Here is a 15,266-nt window from a genome sequence, read left to right as displayed (position 1 = left end):
GCTCGCTCAGGTGCCGAGACGACGCATCGCCGCCTGGGTCATGTAATTGTCGTAGCAGTTGACCAGGTTGTAGTCGGACTTGAAGCCACCGGCGACTTCCGCCGCCTAGTTGAAGCGCGACATGGTGCGGCCCTGGAAGTCATGGCTGTGATACCAGGTCCAGCTCCACGCCGGTTTGCCCTTGTCCAACACCTCGTTCGAAGCGGTCTTGTACTGACCGAAGCCCGGCTCACCGCACTTGAACAGTTCATTGCGGCGGTCGTAGGTCAGCATCTGCGGGAACACGAAGTTACGCGCATCGACATACACGCGCTTCTTGCTGTACGGCGCACGGGTGAATCCGGTCGGCTCGGCTTCGAGGATCACCACTTCCGGAATCAGTTCTTTCGTGATGGTGAAGAAGGTCTTGCCGTCCGGGCCACCGTGGGACTCGGGGCGCCAGTTCGGGAGGTCGCCCATCCAGCCGTTCATCGAACTGCCGAGATAGGGTTGGCGGCCGACAATCTTGTAATTGCCCCAGGTCAGATAGGGGTCGCCCGCGGCCCATGCGTCCGACAGGTAGAAGTTGAGTCCGGCGACGAGCGGTTCGAAACGCTGGTTGGTCGGGAAGCGACGCACGCGTTTGAAGGCCGGCAGGTAACCGAACAAGTCCGGGAAATTGCGCTGGTCATAGGGCCATTCGCTCAAGAACGCGGTGCCCTTGACGTCGTTGGGCTCGGTGAACCAGGTCGACTGGTAACGCAGTTTGCCGGCGTGGTTGCCCGGCAGCGGTCCGCTGGTACGGCCCGACACCTGTTGCTCGGCCCAGACGAGGTTGTAGTTGTAGACCACCTTGCCTTCGGCATCCACGGCGTCGGCGATCACGGCATACATCGACTCATCGTGGCGGCCCCAGGACAAGGTCATGTTGGCGATGACCTGCACGCCGTTGTCGACCTGCGGAAACGGCAGGCCGCCGATCCACTCGGCGCCGTCGGTGGTGCGCACATTGCCGACGTCGTCGAGCGTGGCCTTACCCTGGTTGCTGAGCGTGGCCTCCAGGAATTCATGGGGGAACATCTTGGTGACGTCGGTGGTGGTGCCCGACGGCGAGATCTGGAACTTGCGATCCATCTGCATGACTTCAATCATGAGCGCCGGATCGACCAGGTCCTGGACCAGTTCGATGTTCGATTTGTCGATCCAGTCGCCGTTCTTCACCTTGCCCTTGGTATAGGCCTCGATGCTGAGCAACTCGTCGGGATACGCGCGACCGATTTCCCCTGACTCCGCCATGATCGGCCATAGCGAACCCAGCACACCCGCGGTGCCGATGCCGCGCGCGGTCTTGTCCATGAACACGCGACGACTGTAATCAAAGTCGTATTTCCTGATATGAGCCATGATCTTCTTCTCCCCTTGTCGAAGTACTGTCACCACATCTTTGCGATGGGCGACTCCGCAATGTCCCTGTTACGCGGCACGACTCAATGCTCCCCAGCGATCATTCCTGCGCAACGGTGGACACTGTCTATGAGTGACATTAACGCAAACAACGGTTCACGGCGTAGCGTTTTTTTTTGCCGGGAATTTGCGGTCTTCGGGCGAGTACCGCGAACTAATCACACTCTATAGTAGGGGGTGCCGGCGTGAGGTAACGACGCTTCGTCGTCATTACCTTTTTCATGACCAGATCGGGGGGATGATCGTGCCTCGAACCGCCGAGCATGGCTGAAAAAATAAGAATGAATATTCAACCCATCACATGATGGGTGCCGCCACTCAGGGTTCGCGCGCGTAGACCACGCGCCCTTCGAACACCGTTTTCAACACCTCGGTAGCGCCGATCTCCTGCGGCGCGGTCTCGAACAGGTTTCTGTCGAGCACGATGAAGTCGGCGAACTTGCCGACCTCGAGGCTGCCGCTGTCGGCGCCCATGCGCATCGCATCGGCGCCGTTGCGCGTGAAGATGCGCAGCGCATCGGCAAGCCCGATAGCCTGTGCCGAGCCGAGCGTGACGGAGGAAGGCGAATTCGCGTAAGGATCCTTGCGCGTCACCATCGCCTCGATGCCTGGCCACGGATTGGGCGTCGGCACCACCGACGGCCAATCAGAGCCGTAGATCATGTTGACCTTGGCATCGAGCATCGACCTGATGGGCCAGAACTGCTCGGCGCGTTGACGGCCCATCACCGCCGCCATCATGTCCACCAGCGGGCCGGGATACCACAGGATCGGCGACAGTTCGGCCACCGCATCGAGCTCGCGAAAACGCGGAATGTCGGCGGCGGAAATCAATTCGGCATGGGCAATTTCATGACGCAGACCGGAGGCGCCGTTGGCCTTGCGCGCGGCGGCGATGGCGTCGAGCGCGGCGCGCGCCGAGCCATCGCCGGTGGCATGCATCTTGACCGTCAGACCGAGCTTGTCGAGTTCGACGAGCGCCGCATCGAGATCGGCCTGCGTGTGCTGCGGTTCACCCTTGAAGCCGGCATGATGCTTGGCGTCGGGCAGGTAGGGCTCGAGCATCACCGCGGTGCGTGTGGGCGGAATGCCATCGACAAAAATCTTGGCGAAACCGGTGCGCACGTGAGTGGTCTCGTCATCGCGCCAATGGGCGCGATTGCGCGCCTCGTCCGCGTCGCTCTCGGTCCAGGTGGCGCGCCACGGACGGCTGGTGGCGACGCGCAGGTTGAGCTTGCCGGCGCGATCCAAGGCCGCGTAGGCACGCACTGAATAGCCATCCGCGAGCGCATCCTTCATCGCCACCACGCCGACGCTGTTGAGCTTGGCCACCGCCCATTGCGCGGCGGCCTGGTATTGCGCGTCGCTGCGCACCGGCAAACGCTTCATGGCGAAATAGGCGGCGTTGTCGAACAGGATGCCGGTGGGCTTGCGCGTCGTCGCATCGCGCACGATGGCGCCGCCCTTCGGATCGGCGGTGTTGGCATCGATGCCCAAGGCTTCGAGCGCGCGCGAATTGACCCACGCGTTGTGATAGGTCGAATCGATGAGGAACACCGGGTTGTCGGGCGCCGCCGCGTCGAGCATGGCGAGCGTCGGCGGATTGGGTGTTTCGAGGGTTTCGGCCGCCCATTGACCGCCGCGGATCCATTCACCCTTGGCCTTGTGCGCGGCGCACTCACGAATCTTGCCGACGATGTCGGCGAGCGGCGTGACGAACGCAAACGTGCATTCCACCAATTCCTGGAAGCCACCTTCGACCGGATGCAGATGCATGTCGTGGATGCCGGGCATGACCATGCGGCCGCCGAGTTCGACGACTTCCGTGTGCGGACCGATGTAGCGCGCCACCTCCGCATCGCTGCCAATGCTGACGATGCGACCGTCGCTGATGGCCAGCGACTCGGCCCAGTGATTGGCCGCGTCGACGGTATAGATGCGACCGTGACGATAGACACTGGCGGCCGGTTCGAGCGCATGCGCCGCGACGCATGCCGCAAGGCCGAGAAGGATCATGACTGTCGCGCGCATGGCTTACTCTTGATTCGAGACAAGCGCCAAGCGTAGCCAACTGCCGCGCGCCACGCACGCGGAACGAGGCGGCGCTCGCGTTGCGACCCGCCAGGCGCCGTGCTAGCGTCGGCCCCGACATACAACGCGGAGCTTGCAATGGAAGTCGGAGTTTTCATGATGCCGTCCCACCCGCCGGAGCGCTCATTGCGCGACGGTTTCGAATGGGATCTGGAACACATCACCCTGTGCGACCGCCTGGGTTTTTCCGAAGCGTGGATAGGAGAGCACTTCACCGCGCCGTGGGAGCCCAATCCCGCGCCCGACATCCTGATCGCCCAGGCCCTGCTGCGCACCAAGCGCATCAAGCTCGCGGCCGGCGCCCACCTGTTGCCCTATCACCATCCGGCCGAACTGGCCGGACGTGTGGCCTTCATGGATCACATTGCGCAAGGTCGCCTGATGTTCGGCGTCGGCGCCGGCGGTCTGCCGAGCGACTGGGCGCAGTTCGCCATCGACGGCATGGCGGGCGAGAACCGCGTCATGACGCGCGAAGCGCTGGACATCATCCTCAAGCTCTGGACCTGCGACGAGCCGTTCGAGTACCGCGGCAAGTACTGGAACGTGAACGGCATCGCGCCGATGTTCGACGGCCGCCTGCAGCGCCATCTCAAGCCTTTGCAAAAGCCCTACCCGCCCATCGGCATCGCCGGCCTGTCGCCGCGCTCCGACACCCTGGAGCTGGCCGGTGAGCTGGGCTTCATGCCTTTGAGCCTCAACCTCTCGCAGGAATACCTGCGTGACCATTGGGATTCCGTGGTGCGCGGCGCCGAGCGCGTCGGCCGCGTGGCAAACCGCCAGGATTGGCGCGTGGTACGCGAGGTCTACATCGCCGACACCGATGCCGAGGCACGCAAGCTGGCGCTGAACGGCATGATGGGCCGCGCCTATCGCGAATACCTGTTGCCGCTGTTCGGCCAGTTCCGCCTGCTGTCGGTGTTCAAGCACGATCAAAGCGTGCCCGACTCCGACGTCACGCCCGAATACCTGGTCGATCACAACTGGCTGGTGGGTTCGCCGTCGACGGTGGCGGGCAAGCTCGGCGACATGGTTGCCGAGTCCGGTGGCTTCGGCACGCTGCTCGTGATCAATTTCGACTTCAAGGATGAATACTCGGCGTGGTCCGCCTCGCAGGCGGCGCTCATCGAGGATGTCCTGCCGCAGTTCAAACGCAGCGCGGCCGCCTGACATCAGGCGCAGCGACGGGGCGGTCGGCGTGCCGCCTCGTCGCCAGTCTCGCCTTCCGCGCCACCCTGGCACTGCCTGCACCAGTACAGGCGTCGCGCACCCGCTTCCATGCGCTCGATGCTCGTACCGCACTCGTAGCACGGCTGCCCTTCGCGCGCGAACACCGCGAAACGATATCCGCCACGCTTGACGCCCGCCGCTTTCAATTCGGCCACGCGCCGATGGGGATTGGTGACGCCGCGCGCCTGGTAGGCGCGACGCGTGACATCCAGCGAACAACGCGCCAGACGCGCACGCTGACGCGCGTCGAGATCCAGCGGCCGCGCACTCGGCGGCACGCGCGCGAAGAACAGGATCTCGGAGCGCAGGTAGTTGCCGATGCCGGCCAGGAAAGTTTGATCGAGATACAGCGCGGCGACGCCGCGGCGACGAAAGGCCGGCGCGTCGAGACGCTCGGCGAGCGTGCGCCAGTCGAGTGTGTCGGACAAGACATCGGGCCCGAGGCGACTCAGGAAGGGATGCGCCGCGAGCTCTGGTGGCGCCAGCAGTTCGATGGTCGAGGCGCTGTACAAAAGCGCGCTGCCCTTGGCGCTGTGCAACGCCAGGCGCAGGCTGCGCGTGGTGCGTGGCAGCGCGCCGGGCGCCATCACGTACCAGCGGCCATAGAGTTGATTGTGGGAATACAGGGTGCGCTGGTCGTCGAAGCGGATGAGCATGGCCTTGCCGCGTGTCGTGACCTCGCTCACGCGCTGACCGGCCAAGCTTGCCACGCCGCGCCGTAGCGCCGGCAGCGTGCAGTCGGCGGCAATGATGATCTCACCGTCCAATACCGCGGCGAGCTTGTCGGCTTCGAGTCGGATTTCGGGACCTTCGGGCATGATGTCAACGGCAAGACGGCGATGATGAGTTCATGATACGTTCGCTCCCGCGCGTCGGTACTCCCACCGCGCGATTTCCCTATGGGCGCGAATGCATTCGCACCCACAATGACGGTATCAAGCCGTCGCCAGCGGAGGCCAGCGCCCATGGATCCCATAGCCAAGATGAAAGAGGCCGCGCGCGTTGCGTGGGCAAGCTTTACGCCTTTCGAAATGCTGACCGGGTCGGTGGCGCCGGATCTCGTGCGCTTCGCCGGCGTGAAGAGTGGGCAACGCGTGCTCGACGTCGGTTGCGGCACCGGCGTGGTGGGGCTGACCGCGGCGCGCGCCGGCGCCACGGTCACGGGCGCCGACCTGACGCCGGCGCTGCTCGAAGTCGGGCGCGCCAACGCCACGCTGGCCGGCCTCGACGTCGAATTCGTCGAGGCCGATGTCGAAGCCTTGCCGTTCGACGACGCCCGCTTCGACGTGGTGCTGAGCCAGTTCGGTCACATGTTCGGTCCGCGCCCCGAGGTCACCATCGCCGAGATGCTGCGCGTGCTGAAGCCGGGCGGCACCATTGCGTTCTCGACCTGGCCGCCGGAGCTCTATACCGGCCGCATGTTCGCGCTCACCGGCCGCTACGCGCCGCCCTTACCGGACGGCGCGCGTTCACCGATTGAATGGGGCGACCCGCACATCGTGCGCGAGCGTCTGGCCGATGCGGTGAGCGAGCTGCGTTTCGATCGCGGCTGCATGCGCTTCCCGGCCCTGAGCCCGGCCCACGCGCGCATCTTCATGGAGCGCAACGCGGCGCCGGTGTTGAAAATCGTCGAGTCGCTGGGCGCCGAACCGGACCGGCTTGCGGCCTTTCGCGCCGAGTTCGACGCACTGGCGGGACAATATTTCCACGACAACTTCGTGCGCCAGGATTTCCTCATGTCACGCGCGCTGAAGCGTTGAGTCGCCAGCAACGAAAAGGCGGCCCGTGGGCCGCCTTTTCAGATCCGGCGAGGCCGGACGTCACACCTTGCGACGGCGCCGTGCAGCCAGGGCCACGACACCCGCGCCGAGCAACCAGGCCGGCGCCGGCAGCGGCACCGCGCTCACGCTGAAGTCGACGTTATCGATACCGACGTTGAAGGCCGACGGGCCCCACTGGATGCGGATGCCGGTATTGCTGGCAACGTCGCCGAAATCGAAATGGTTGTGCAGGTTGCCAGGCTGTATGCCGATGGTGATGTCACCCCCCGAACTGGCCAGCAGGTTGCCGTCGCCGTCGAGAATGGTGAAGCTCGTGGTGCGCTGCGTGTCGGGCCATGCGCCGAGGTCGAAGCTGTTCAGCGTGACCACGCCGCCGTTCAAAGGCTTCAGGAAGATCTCGGCGCGCGAGCCACCGTCACCGCCGTCGGTCCACGCGACTCTCACCAGGTCGTTGTAATCAGTGCCCCAAAAGCGCAGTGAGGCGATACCAGGATTGCCGGCCAGGTTGGCGTATTGAACATCGAGTACACCGGCAACGTCGCCGTAACTCTGCGAGATCAGCGAACTGTCACTGCAGGTGCCGCTCGGCTCGCAAACATCACCGTCGAAGGTCAGCACGGCGGCGTTGACGGGTGTCGCAAGCAGCGCCGAGCCCAAGGTGAGGGCACCGGCCAGCGCGGCGAAGATGCGACCGCGCGGGGCGTTCTTAGAATTCATTTCCATTCTCCATGCCGGGGTATAGGGCTGGTTTCGTTTATAGCGTGGCACGCCGCGCCCTCACCGGTACAATCTCCATCCACCGACAGAATTTACATTCGTTTTCATTTCGGGGTCGGCGGTCCGTGTATCGCCCGCCCCACTCAGCTTCCGCAGGAGGACAGCCCCATGAAATTCGGCATCGGCGTCAGCGCCCACATCAAGAACTGGGAATTCATCCAATACGCCGAGAGCCTGGGCTTCGATCGCGCCTGGGTGGGCGATTCGCAGATGATCTGGTCTGACTGCTACGCGGTGCTGGCGCTCGCCGCCCATCACACCAGCCGTATCGAGCTCGGCACCGGCGTCGCCATCACCGGCACGCGCATCGCGCCGGTCACCGCCCATTCGATCGCCAGCATCGCGGAGCTGGCGCCGGGCCGCACTTTCCTCGGCCTCGGCACCGGCCACACCGCGATGCGCGTGATGGGCCAGAACCCGATGCGGGTCAAGGCATTCCGCGAATACCTGCGGGTGACGCGCGCGCTGCTGGACGGCAAGGCGGTGGATTACACCTATGACGGCGAGACCCGCGAGATCCAGTTCCTGCATCGCGAGCGCCGCTTCATCAATCTCGACCAGCGTATTCCGATCTACGTGGCCGCCAACGGGCCCAAGGCGCTGGAGGCGGCGGGCGAATTCAGTGACGGCCTCATCACCGTCGGCGGCGAGCCGGACGTCATGAAGCCCAAGCTCGAAGGCGTGGCGCGCGGCGCGGCCAAGGCCGGCCGCACGCTGCCGGCCGACTTCCATACCGCCTTCATCACCACCAGTTGCGTGCTCGGCAGCGGCGACAAGCTCACGGATGAACGCGTGATCGACGAGACCGGCGCCTGGGTCGGTTGTGAACTGCACTTCTATTACGAAGTGTGGAAGGACAACGGCTGCAACGACGCCATCATTCCCGATCACTTCAAGGCCATCTGGCCGGATTATCTCAAGCGCGTCGAGACCATGAGCCTGCCGGAGAAGGCGCGCTTCCGTCAGATCCACGACGGTCACCTGGTGTACCTGCAGCCTGAAGAACGCAAGTACGTCACGCCGGACGCGATCAAGGCCGGCGCGCTGGTCGGCACGCCGGACGAAATCATCGAGCACATCAAGAAGCTCGAGGCCGGCGGCGTCAAGGAAATCGACCTGTGGCCACCGATGGACGTCGAGCGCAAGGTGTTGGCCGACTTCGCCAAGTACGTGATGCCGGCGTTTCGTTGATGAGACCTGCCCCACACGCGACACGCTCACGCCGGTGCGCCGCGCGCTGTGCATGATGCTGGCCATGCTCACGGGCGGCGGCGCGCTCGCCGCGCCCGAGCGCTTTCAATGTTCGATAGAAGCGGAAGCCGCGGCCAATATCATCGAGCTGCGCGAACGCGGCCAGAGCAAGGACTTCGCGCTGGCGCCGCTGCCGCCGCGCGAAATGGTGTTCAAGCACAAGCGCAGCACCCTGCAGGCACGCCTCGCGGTGCAGATGTATTCCATCGTCGACGACGTCTACGCCCATCCCGACATCACGGCGCCGACCTATCTCGCCTACCGCGCGGCGGCGTGCGCGCGCCGCAACGCTGGCCACAAGGTGCCACAGAACTTCGCCGAAGTGGCGCTGCCGATGCGCGGCTGCCAGCGCAAGCACGGCGCCGCGCCGTCCGTGGCGCTGACCGAGTGCACAGGCGAAGTGCTCGACTACTACCAGAGCGCCACGCATGGCGCACAGCAGGAGTGACATGAACATCGCCAATCAACTGCTCGAACTCGACGCCCTCGACGTGCTGGTGGTGGTCGACAACGAAACCGATACCTTGTCGAGCGTCGCCGAGGGTATTCCGCAGATCCCCGAGGCCATGCAACTGGTCATGCGCCTGCCGGCGGCGCGCGTGCACGAGGGGCACGAATGCAAGGTGGTGTTCGATCACCTGTGCTGCGCCTGTCACGGCCTGTCGGTGCTGTTGACCGGCCGGCGCGGCGACGAGAGCCACACGGTGTTGTTCGACGTCGGCCCCTACCCGCACGTGTGGCTGGAGAACGCACGGCAGATGGCGCTGGACCTCGCGCGCATCGAAGCGCTGTTCCTGTCGCACTGGCATTTCGATCACAGCGGCGGCTTTCCCGAAGTCGTCGCCGCCATCGCCGCCGCGCGCCAGGCGGCGGGCCTGGCCGCGCCGCTGATTGTCGACCTGCATCCCGACCGTCCCACCCAGCGCGGTTTGATGGCCGCCAATGGCAGCCTCATCCTGCTGCCGGAAGAGCCGAGCTTCGAAGCCATCGCCGCCGCCGGCGGGCAGGTGGTGAAAGCCGCCGATGCGCATCTGGTCGCCAATGGTTTTTTCTACGGCAGCGGCGCGATACCGCGCGTCACGCGTTACGAAACAGGCCTGGCCGGCCACCATTCATTCTGGGGCGAGCGCCTCGAAGCCGATCCGCTGATCATGGATGAGCGCTTCCTGGCCGCCCGCGTGCGCGGTCGCGGCGTGTCGCTGATGTCGGCCTGCTCGCATGCCGGCATCGTCAATGCCTGCCTGGCCGTCAAGGAGAACTTTCCGGGCGTGCCGATCGACCTGGTGCTGGGCGGCTACCACCTGGCCGGCAAGGTGATGGAAGAGCGCATCGAGGACACGGTGCGCGACCTCGCGGCGCGGGTCGCGCCGCGCATCGTTGCGCCCGGCCATTGCACGGGTTGGAGAGCCAAGGCCGCCTTGGCGACGGCCTTCGCGCCGGCGCATTACGCGCCGAGCGTGGTGGGGAGTCTGTATCGCCTGGTGGCGCCCTGACGGCCGAGGCCAAGCCCGCTGCGCCCGCGGCAAGCGCCGTGGCGCGCCGACCGTGTCCGCTTTAAACCAGACCTACGCGCGCTTGCGGCGCAGGCCGAAGAGACCGACGAGCGCGGGCGCCAGCATCCAGGCCGCGCCCGGCACCGGCACCGGGGCCAAGCCGTATTGCAGGTGATCGACTTCCCAGTCGGGAGAGCCGTTCAAGCTGGTGATGGTGATGCGCGAAATGCCGCCGTCGAAGATGGCGCCGAAGAAACGATCCTCGGCGGTGCCGCCGTTGACCGCGCCGTCACCGAGGTCGTCGAACAGGATGCCGCCCAGCGAATTACCGTTGGCATCGAAGGCGCGCACCGCGACGCTGTCCACGTTTTGCGGCAGGCCGTTGGGCACCAAGCCGACATCGGTCCACACGATGCCGACGTGGGTCGGTAAAAAGCCGAGGGCCGCGGCGCTGAACGAGAACGACAGCGTGGTTGGAGCAAAGCCGGTGTACCAGGAATGGCCGTCGAGACCGCTGCCGTCGAGACTGCCATCATCACCGTCGACGGAGTCGATGAAGAGTCCGCCACTGACGGCGAAGCCGGCGCTGGCTGTGGCGCCGGGCGTGTTCAAGGAACCGTCCTCGAAGTTCTCGAGAAAGAAATTCGGGTTGCCGGCCGCCAGCGCCGCGAACGGGCTGTCGGAAAACTGTGCGTAGGGGCTGGCGGTGATGAAGGTCGCGGTGGCCGCGTGGGCCGGGCCGATCATGCCGGTGGCCAGCAGGGCGGTGGCGAGCGTCGCTTGGAATTTCATGGCAGGCTTCTCTCCTGTAAGCGCTACGGGAATGGTAGCCGCGAATCACTCCGCGACAGAACCCCGCCGCGCGTGCGAGATACGCGAAACAGTTCGCATTTGCCCGGCCTCGCGACGCGCGCCGGGGTGGCGACTCAGGGTCGCGCCATGCAGGTATTCATGAAGGCCATGGCCTTGGCGCCGGTCATGGCCTGGGCGCGCACCTGGTCCGTGCAGACCTGGTTGCGCAGCATGCGATCCTGGGCGGGATTGCTCGCACTGGTGGCCGGCGCGGGCGCCACGGCCGCCTGGGGCAAGCCGGGGTGGGCGGCCACGCAGCGTTCGATGAAAGCCTGGCGCGCGGCGCCCTGTTGATCGCGGGCGGCGACCACGCAGGCGGCACGCTGGCGCGCGGCGCCGGTGTCACGCAGCTTCGGCACCGTCGCCTGGTTGATGACGCCCGGCGCCACGCTGCCCCGCACGGCGCCGGGCCCACGCCCGTTCATGCATTCATCGATAAAGGCGACGCGCTCTTCCGGCGGCTGCAGACGCGCCTGGCTGGCGCAGCCCGCGCGCCGCTGGGCGCGCTCGGCGACCAGCGCCGGCGCCGCGTTGTCCTGTTTCAGGCATTGCCTCAAGTAGGCTTGGCGCGCCTCGCCCTGCATGCCCTTGCTGGCGGTGGCGCAGGCGAGAATGCGTTCCTGCGGCGGCAGCGCGTCCGGGTCCAGCGGTGCGATAGGTGCCGGCGCCACCGGTGCCACGGCCTGGCCGGGCAGTACCGGTTCAGCGGCGACCGCGGCGGGCGGCGCCACGGCGGCCGTGGCGCGCGCCTTGCGCGCCATGCAATCGGTCATGAAGGCTTCGCGCGGCGCGCCCTTCATGTCGCCGGCGTCACGGATGCAATCGGCCATGCCCATCAGGCGCTCGGTGGCGGTGGGATCGGCGGCGCGGGTCGCGGTCGACAGCAGCGCGAGGCAGGCCCAGGTGAGCGCCGCGCGCAGACCTGGCGCGCGCGCGCGACGCGGCGCGTGGCCGTCAGGCCGCGCTGCGCTGTTCGGCATCACGCGCGCCGCCGGCCTTGGCGAACACCATCACGCCGTCGTCGAGCGGCGCCTCGCGGATGGTCTTCTTGTCGAGCGTGTAGTTCTGGGTATTGCGCCACGGATCACGGTCGCCCTGCTTCGGAAACAGGTGCAGCGCGCGGCGCATGTAGCCGGGCGAGAAGTCCTCGATCATCGGGTGCGGCGTCATGTTGCGATCGGCCGCGCGCAAGCGCGGCGTCGCGCTCACGCAGCCGAGTTCGCCCATGCGATTGATGAGGCGGCACACGTATTCGGCCACCAGTTCCGAACGCAAGGTCCACGAGGCGTTGATGTAGCCGAGCGTGTAGATGAGATTGGGCACGTCGGAAAACATCATGCCCTTGTACGACCAGGTGTCGGGGAAGGACACCGGTGCGCCGTCGACCGCGAAGCTTGCGCCGCCCAGCAGTTCCATGTCGAGGCCGGTGGCGGTGACGATGATGTCGGCGGCGAGGGTCTGGCCCGATTTCAAGCGGATGCCGTCGCGTGTGAAGCACTCGATCTCATCGGTGACGACGTCGGCCGTGCCGGCGCGCAATGCCTTGAACAGGTCTGCATCCGGCACCAGGCACAGGCGCTGATCCCAGGGCATGTAGCTCGGCGTGAAATGCTTCTCGACGTCGAAGTCCGGCCCGAGCTGCTTGCGCACCATGTTGATCAGGCGCGCGCGCATCTTGTGCGGCTGCTTGCGCGTCTGCTGGTAGATGTAACGCTGGAACCACACGTTCTTGGCGCGCGTGAGCCTGTAGGCCAGCTGCTCGGGCAATATCGCGCGCAGCAAGGTCGCTATCGGATCCTTGGCCGGCAGCGACACCACGTAGGTCGGCGAGCGTTGCAGCATGGTGACATTGGCCGCCTCGCGCGCCATGGCCGGCACCAGGGTCATGGCGGTCGCGCCGCTGCCGATGATCACCACGCGCTTGCCGCGATAGTCGAGATCCTGTGGCCAGAGCTGCGGATGCACGATGCGCCCGCCAAAATCCGCGCTGCCGGCGAAGCTCGGCGTGTGGCCGTGGGCGTAGGTGTAGTAGCCGCTGCACATCAAGAGCACGTTGCACGACAGCGTGACTCGCTCGCCGTCACGCTCGCATTCGAGCGTCCAGCGCCCGTCCGCGCTCGACCATGCCGCGTGCTTCATGCGGTGGCCGAATCGAATCCGCTGGTCGATACCGCGTTCGCGCGCCGCCTCCTGCACGTAGGACAGGATCGACGGCCCGTCGGCGATGGCCTTGGGCTCCAGCCACGGCTTGGAGTCGTAGCCCATGGTGTACATGTCGCTGTCGGAGCGGATGCCCGGGTAGCGGAACAGGTCCCAGGTGCCGCCGATGGCGTCGCGCGCCTCGAGCAGGGCGAAGCTCTTGCCCGGACAATGGTCCATGAGTTGACGCGCGGCGCCGATGCCGGACAGGCCGGCACCGACGATGATGACATCGAAATGATCCATGGGCGCTCCCGGGCCGTTGGCCTTCAGCTCAGTTCCAGGCCGTCCATCGCGCCCTGTTCGCGCCACTTCGCGAGCAGTCCGTAGAAGCCGACCGCGCTTTCATACTGCTCCTCGAAGAACCCGCGTGTCTTGCCGTCGCCCACCTTGCCTTCGGCGTTGTAATAGCCGGGCGTGCATTGTGCGAGGTAGTCCGACATGAAGTTGGGCTTGTGAACGGTGTCCAGCCAGTCGCATTCAGCCTTCACCGTAGTTTCCACCACCTGCTTACCGCGGGATCTGGTCTGCTCGATGATGTAGGCCAGATGAGTCGCCTGGCGATCGAGCATGTAGGTGAAATTCGGCGCGAGGCCGGTCTGCGTCAGTCCCATGTGGAAGCAGTTGGGAAAGCCGCGGCTGTGGAAACCATGAAAGGTGCGCATGCCCTCGCGCCAGTAATCCGACAGCGACTGACCGTCGCGGCCGTAGACTTCGAATTCGGCACGGCGCGTGTAAGCGGTGCCGACCTCGAATCCGGTGGCGAAGATCAGGCAGTCGAGTTCGTACTCCACGCCGTCCACCACCACGCCCTTGTCGGTGACGCGATCAACGCCCAGGCCGCGGGTATCGACCAGCGTGACATTGTCGCGGTTGAAGGTCGGCAGGAACTCGTCGTTGAACACCGGACGCTTGCACCACTGCCGATACCAGGGTTTGAGCTTTTCGGCGACCTCCGGCTTGGTGACCGACTTGGCCACCCGCTCACGGATCGCATTCATCTTCTGGTAGTCGGCGATTTCTCCCATCAGGGCAACCTGTTCCGGCGTCATGCCGGTGCCGGCGGCACCGGTCATGAGCTTGGTCAGCGCCTTGAACAGATCCGTCCAGCGGTCGTTGACCATGTCCACGTCCTGCGGAATGCCGTTCAGGATCGAGACGAAATTTTCGTTGCGCTCCTTGTGCCAGCCGGGCTGGAGGGATTTCGCCCAGGCCGGATCGGTCGGCTTGTTGCCACGCTCGTCGATCGCCGACGGGGTGCGCTGAAACACCGTGAGGTGCTTGGCATCACGCGCAAGATAGGAAACGCACTGGATGGCCGTCGCGCCGGTGCCGATGATGCCGACGCGCTTGTCGGCGAGCTTGGTCATGCCGCCCGACGAACTGCCGCCGGTGTAGTCGTAATCCCAGCGACTGGTGTGGAAGGTATGGCCCTTGAACGATTCGATGCCGGGAATGCCCGGCAGCTTGGGCCGGTTGAGCGGACCGCTGGACATGATCACGAAGCGCGCCTTGATCAGATCGCCGCGGTCGGTGGTGACGTGCCAGCGCCTGTCGCTGTCATGCCAGCGCACGGTGTGCACCTGGGTCTGGAAGCAGGTCTTCGGATAGAGATCGAAATGCCGGCCTATGCGCTGCGCATGCGCCAGGATCTCGGGCGCGTAGGAATATTTTTCCTTGGGGATGTAATTGGTTTCTTCCAGCAGCGGCAGGTAGACATAGGCTTCGATGTCGCACTGCGCGCCCGGATAGCGATTCCAATACCAGGTCCCGCCGAAATCGCCGGCCTTCTCGAGAATACGGAAATCGCTGATGCCGGCTTGCTTGAGCCGCGCGGCGGCAAGCTGCCCGCCGAAGCCACCGCCGACGATCAACACCTCGACGGTTTCGCTGATCGGTTCACGCACCAGCGGCTTGTCGATGTAATGGTCGTCGTTGAAGCGCTCCAGCTGCCCCGCGACCTCGAGGTACTGGGCATTGCCTTCGTCACGCAGGCGGCGGTCGCGCTCCTCGGCGTACTTGCGCCGCAGCTCCATCGGATCGAAGCCCAGTTCCTGGGCGGTGGGTATCGTGAAAGCGGCGGCCTGGGCCTGCGGACTGGTGGCCATGCGTGAATCTCCCCTGCGTTACGTGGTGATTGGCTCACGGCACT

12 protein-coding genes and 1 pseudogene are annotated in these 15,266 nt (G+C 65.5%); 5 read left to right on the top strand and 8 right to left on the bottom strand.

Annotation, left to right across the window (positions count from 1 at the left end):
• Positions 1–6 precede the first annotated feature (6 nt).
• Together IPM80_04260 and IPM80_04255 are read right to left on the bottom strand one after the other, a co-directional pair.
• A pseudogene (locus IPM80_04260) lies at positions 7–1,383 on the bottom strand (DUF1329 domain-containing protein).
• Between the two features lie 378 nt (positions 1,384–1,761).
• Positions 1,762–3,474: an amidohydrolase gene (locus tag IPM80_04255; GenBank protein ID MBK8957650.1), complete on the bottom strand. Its 1,713-nt coding sequence runs from the start codon at positions 3,472–3,474 to the stop codon at positions 1,762–1,764.
• Between the two features lie 138 nt (positions 3,475–3,612).
• Between IPM80_04255 and IPM80_04250 the strand changes: the two genes are divergently transcribed.
• On the top strand, positions 3,613–4,701 hold the full coding sequence (locus IPM80_04250; protein ID MBK8957649.1) for an LLM class flavin-dependent oxidoreductase: 1,089 nt from the start codon (positions 3,613–3,615) through the stop codon (positions 4,699–4,701).
• A gap of 2 nt (positions 4,702–4,703) precedes the next feature.
• On the opposite strand, the gene nei is transcribed toward IPM80_04250, so the two are convergent.
• Positions 4,704–5,579 carry an endonuclease VIII gene (nei, locus tag IPM80_04245; GenBank protein ID MBK8957648.1) on the bottom strand — a complete coding sequence of 292 codons (876 nt, stop codon included), beginning with the start codon at positions 5,577–5,579 and terminating at the stop codon, positions 4,704–4,706.
• A 147-nt stretch (positions 5,580–5,726) separates the two neighbouring features.
• Between nei and IPM80_04240 the strand changes: the two genes are divergently transcribed.
• The gene (locus IPM80_04240) at positions 5,727–6,521 is read left to right on the top strand and encodes a class I SAM-dependent methyltransferase (GenBank protein MBK8957647.1); all 795 of its coding nucleotides are present in this window, start codon (positions 5,727–5,729) and stop codon (positions 6,519–6,521) included.
• Positions 6,522–6,581: 60 nt separating this feature from the next.
• On the opposite strand, the gene IPM80_04235 is transcribed toward IPM80_04240, so the two are convergent.
• Positions 6,582–7,259, bottom strand: a complete 678-nt coding sequence (locus tag IPM80_04235; GenBank protein ID MBK8957646.1) for a VPLPA-CTERM sorting domain-containing protein — start codon at positions 7,257–7,259, stop codon at positions 6,582–6,584.
• Positions 7,260–7,427: 168 nt separating this feature from the next.
• On the opposite strand from IPM80_04235, the gene IPM80_04230 reads away from it, so the two are divergent.
• Genes IPM80_04230 through IPM80_04220 form a run of 3 tightly spaced genes read left to right on the top strand, consistent with a single transcriptional unit; the run spans position 7,428 to position 10,063 of the window.
• Positions 7,428–8,510 (top strand): LLM class flavin-dependent oxidoreductase, encoded by a 1,083-nt coding sequence (locus IPM80_04230; GenBank protein MBK8957645.1) that lies wholly within the window; start codon positions 7,428–7,430, stop codon positions 8,508–8,510.
• 52 nt (positions 8,511–8,562) lie between these two features.
• Positions 8,563–9,018 (top strand): hypothetical protein, encoded by a 456-nt coding sequence (locus IPM80_04225; GenBank protein MBK8957644.1) that lies wholly within the window; start codon positions 8,563–8,565, stop codon positions 9,016–9,018.
• On the top strand, positions 8,999–10,063 hold the full coding sequence (locus IPM80_04220) for an MBL fold metallo-hydrolase (GenBank protein ID MBK8957643.1): 1,065 nt from the start codon (positions 8,999–9,001) through the stop codon (positions 10,061–10,063). The genes IPM80_04225 and IPM80_04220 overlap by 20 nt, the downstream gene beginning before the upstream one ends.
• 72 nt (positions 10,064–10,135) lie before the next feature.
• On the opposite strand, the gene IPM80_04215 is transcribed toward IPM80_04220, so the two are convergent.
• From IPM80_04215 to IPM80_04200, 4 genes are all read right to left on the bottom strand, one after another.
• Entirely contained in the window at positions 10,136–10,855 is a 720-nt protein-coding gene (locus IPM80_04215; GenBank protein MBK8957642.1) for a hypothetical protein, read from the bottom strand.
• Positions 10,856–10,989: 134 nt separating this feature from the next.
• Positions 10,990–11,895 carry a hypothetical protein gene (locus IPM80_04210; GenBank protein ID MBK8957641.1) on the bottom strand — a complete coding sequence of 302 codons (906 nt, stop codon included), beginning with the start codon at positions 11,893–11,895 and terminating at the stop codon, positions 10,990–10,992.
• A complete protein-coding gene (locus IPM80_04205; protein ID MBK8957640.1) occupies positions 11,870–13,360 on the bottom strand; it encodes an NAD(P)/FAD-dependent oxidoreductase in 1,491 nt (496 codons plus the stop codon). Before IPM80_04205 ends, IPM80_04210 begins: the two co-directional genes overlap by 26 nt.
• Positions 13,361–13,383: 23 nt before the next feature.
• On the bottom strand, positions 13,384–15,222 hold the full coding sequence (locus IPM80_04200; protein ID MBK8957639.1) for an NAD(P)/FAD-dependent oxidoreductase: 1,839 nt from the start codon (positions 15,220–15,222) through the stop codon (positions 13,384–13,386).
• Between the last annotated feature and the right edge of the window lie 44 nt (positions 15,223–15,266).

The sequence above is a fragment of the Pseudomonadota bacterium genome, from assembly GCA_016719885.1.
In the GTDB taxonomy this organism is placed as follows: domain Bacteria; phylum Pseudomonadota; class Gammaproteobacteria.
The sequence above is the reverse complement of the archived record's forward strand: the minus strand, read 5'-3'. Positions and strand labels throughout refer to the sequence as shown.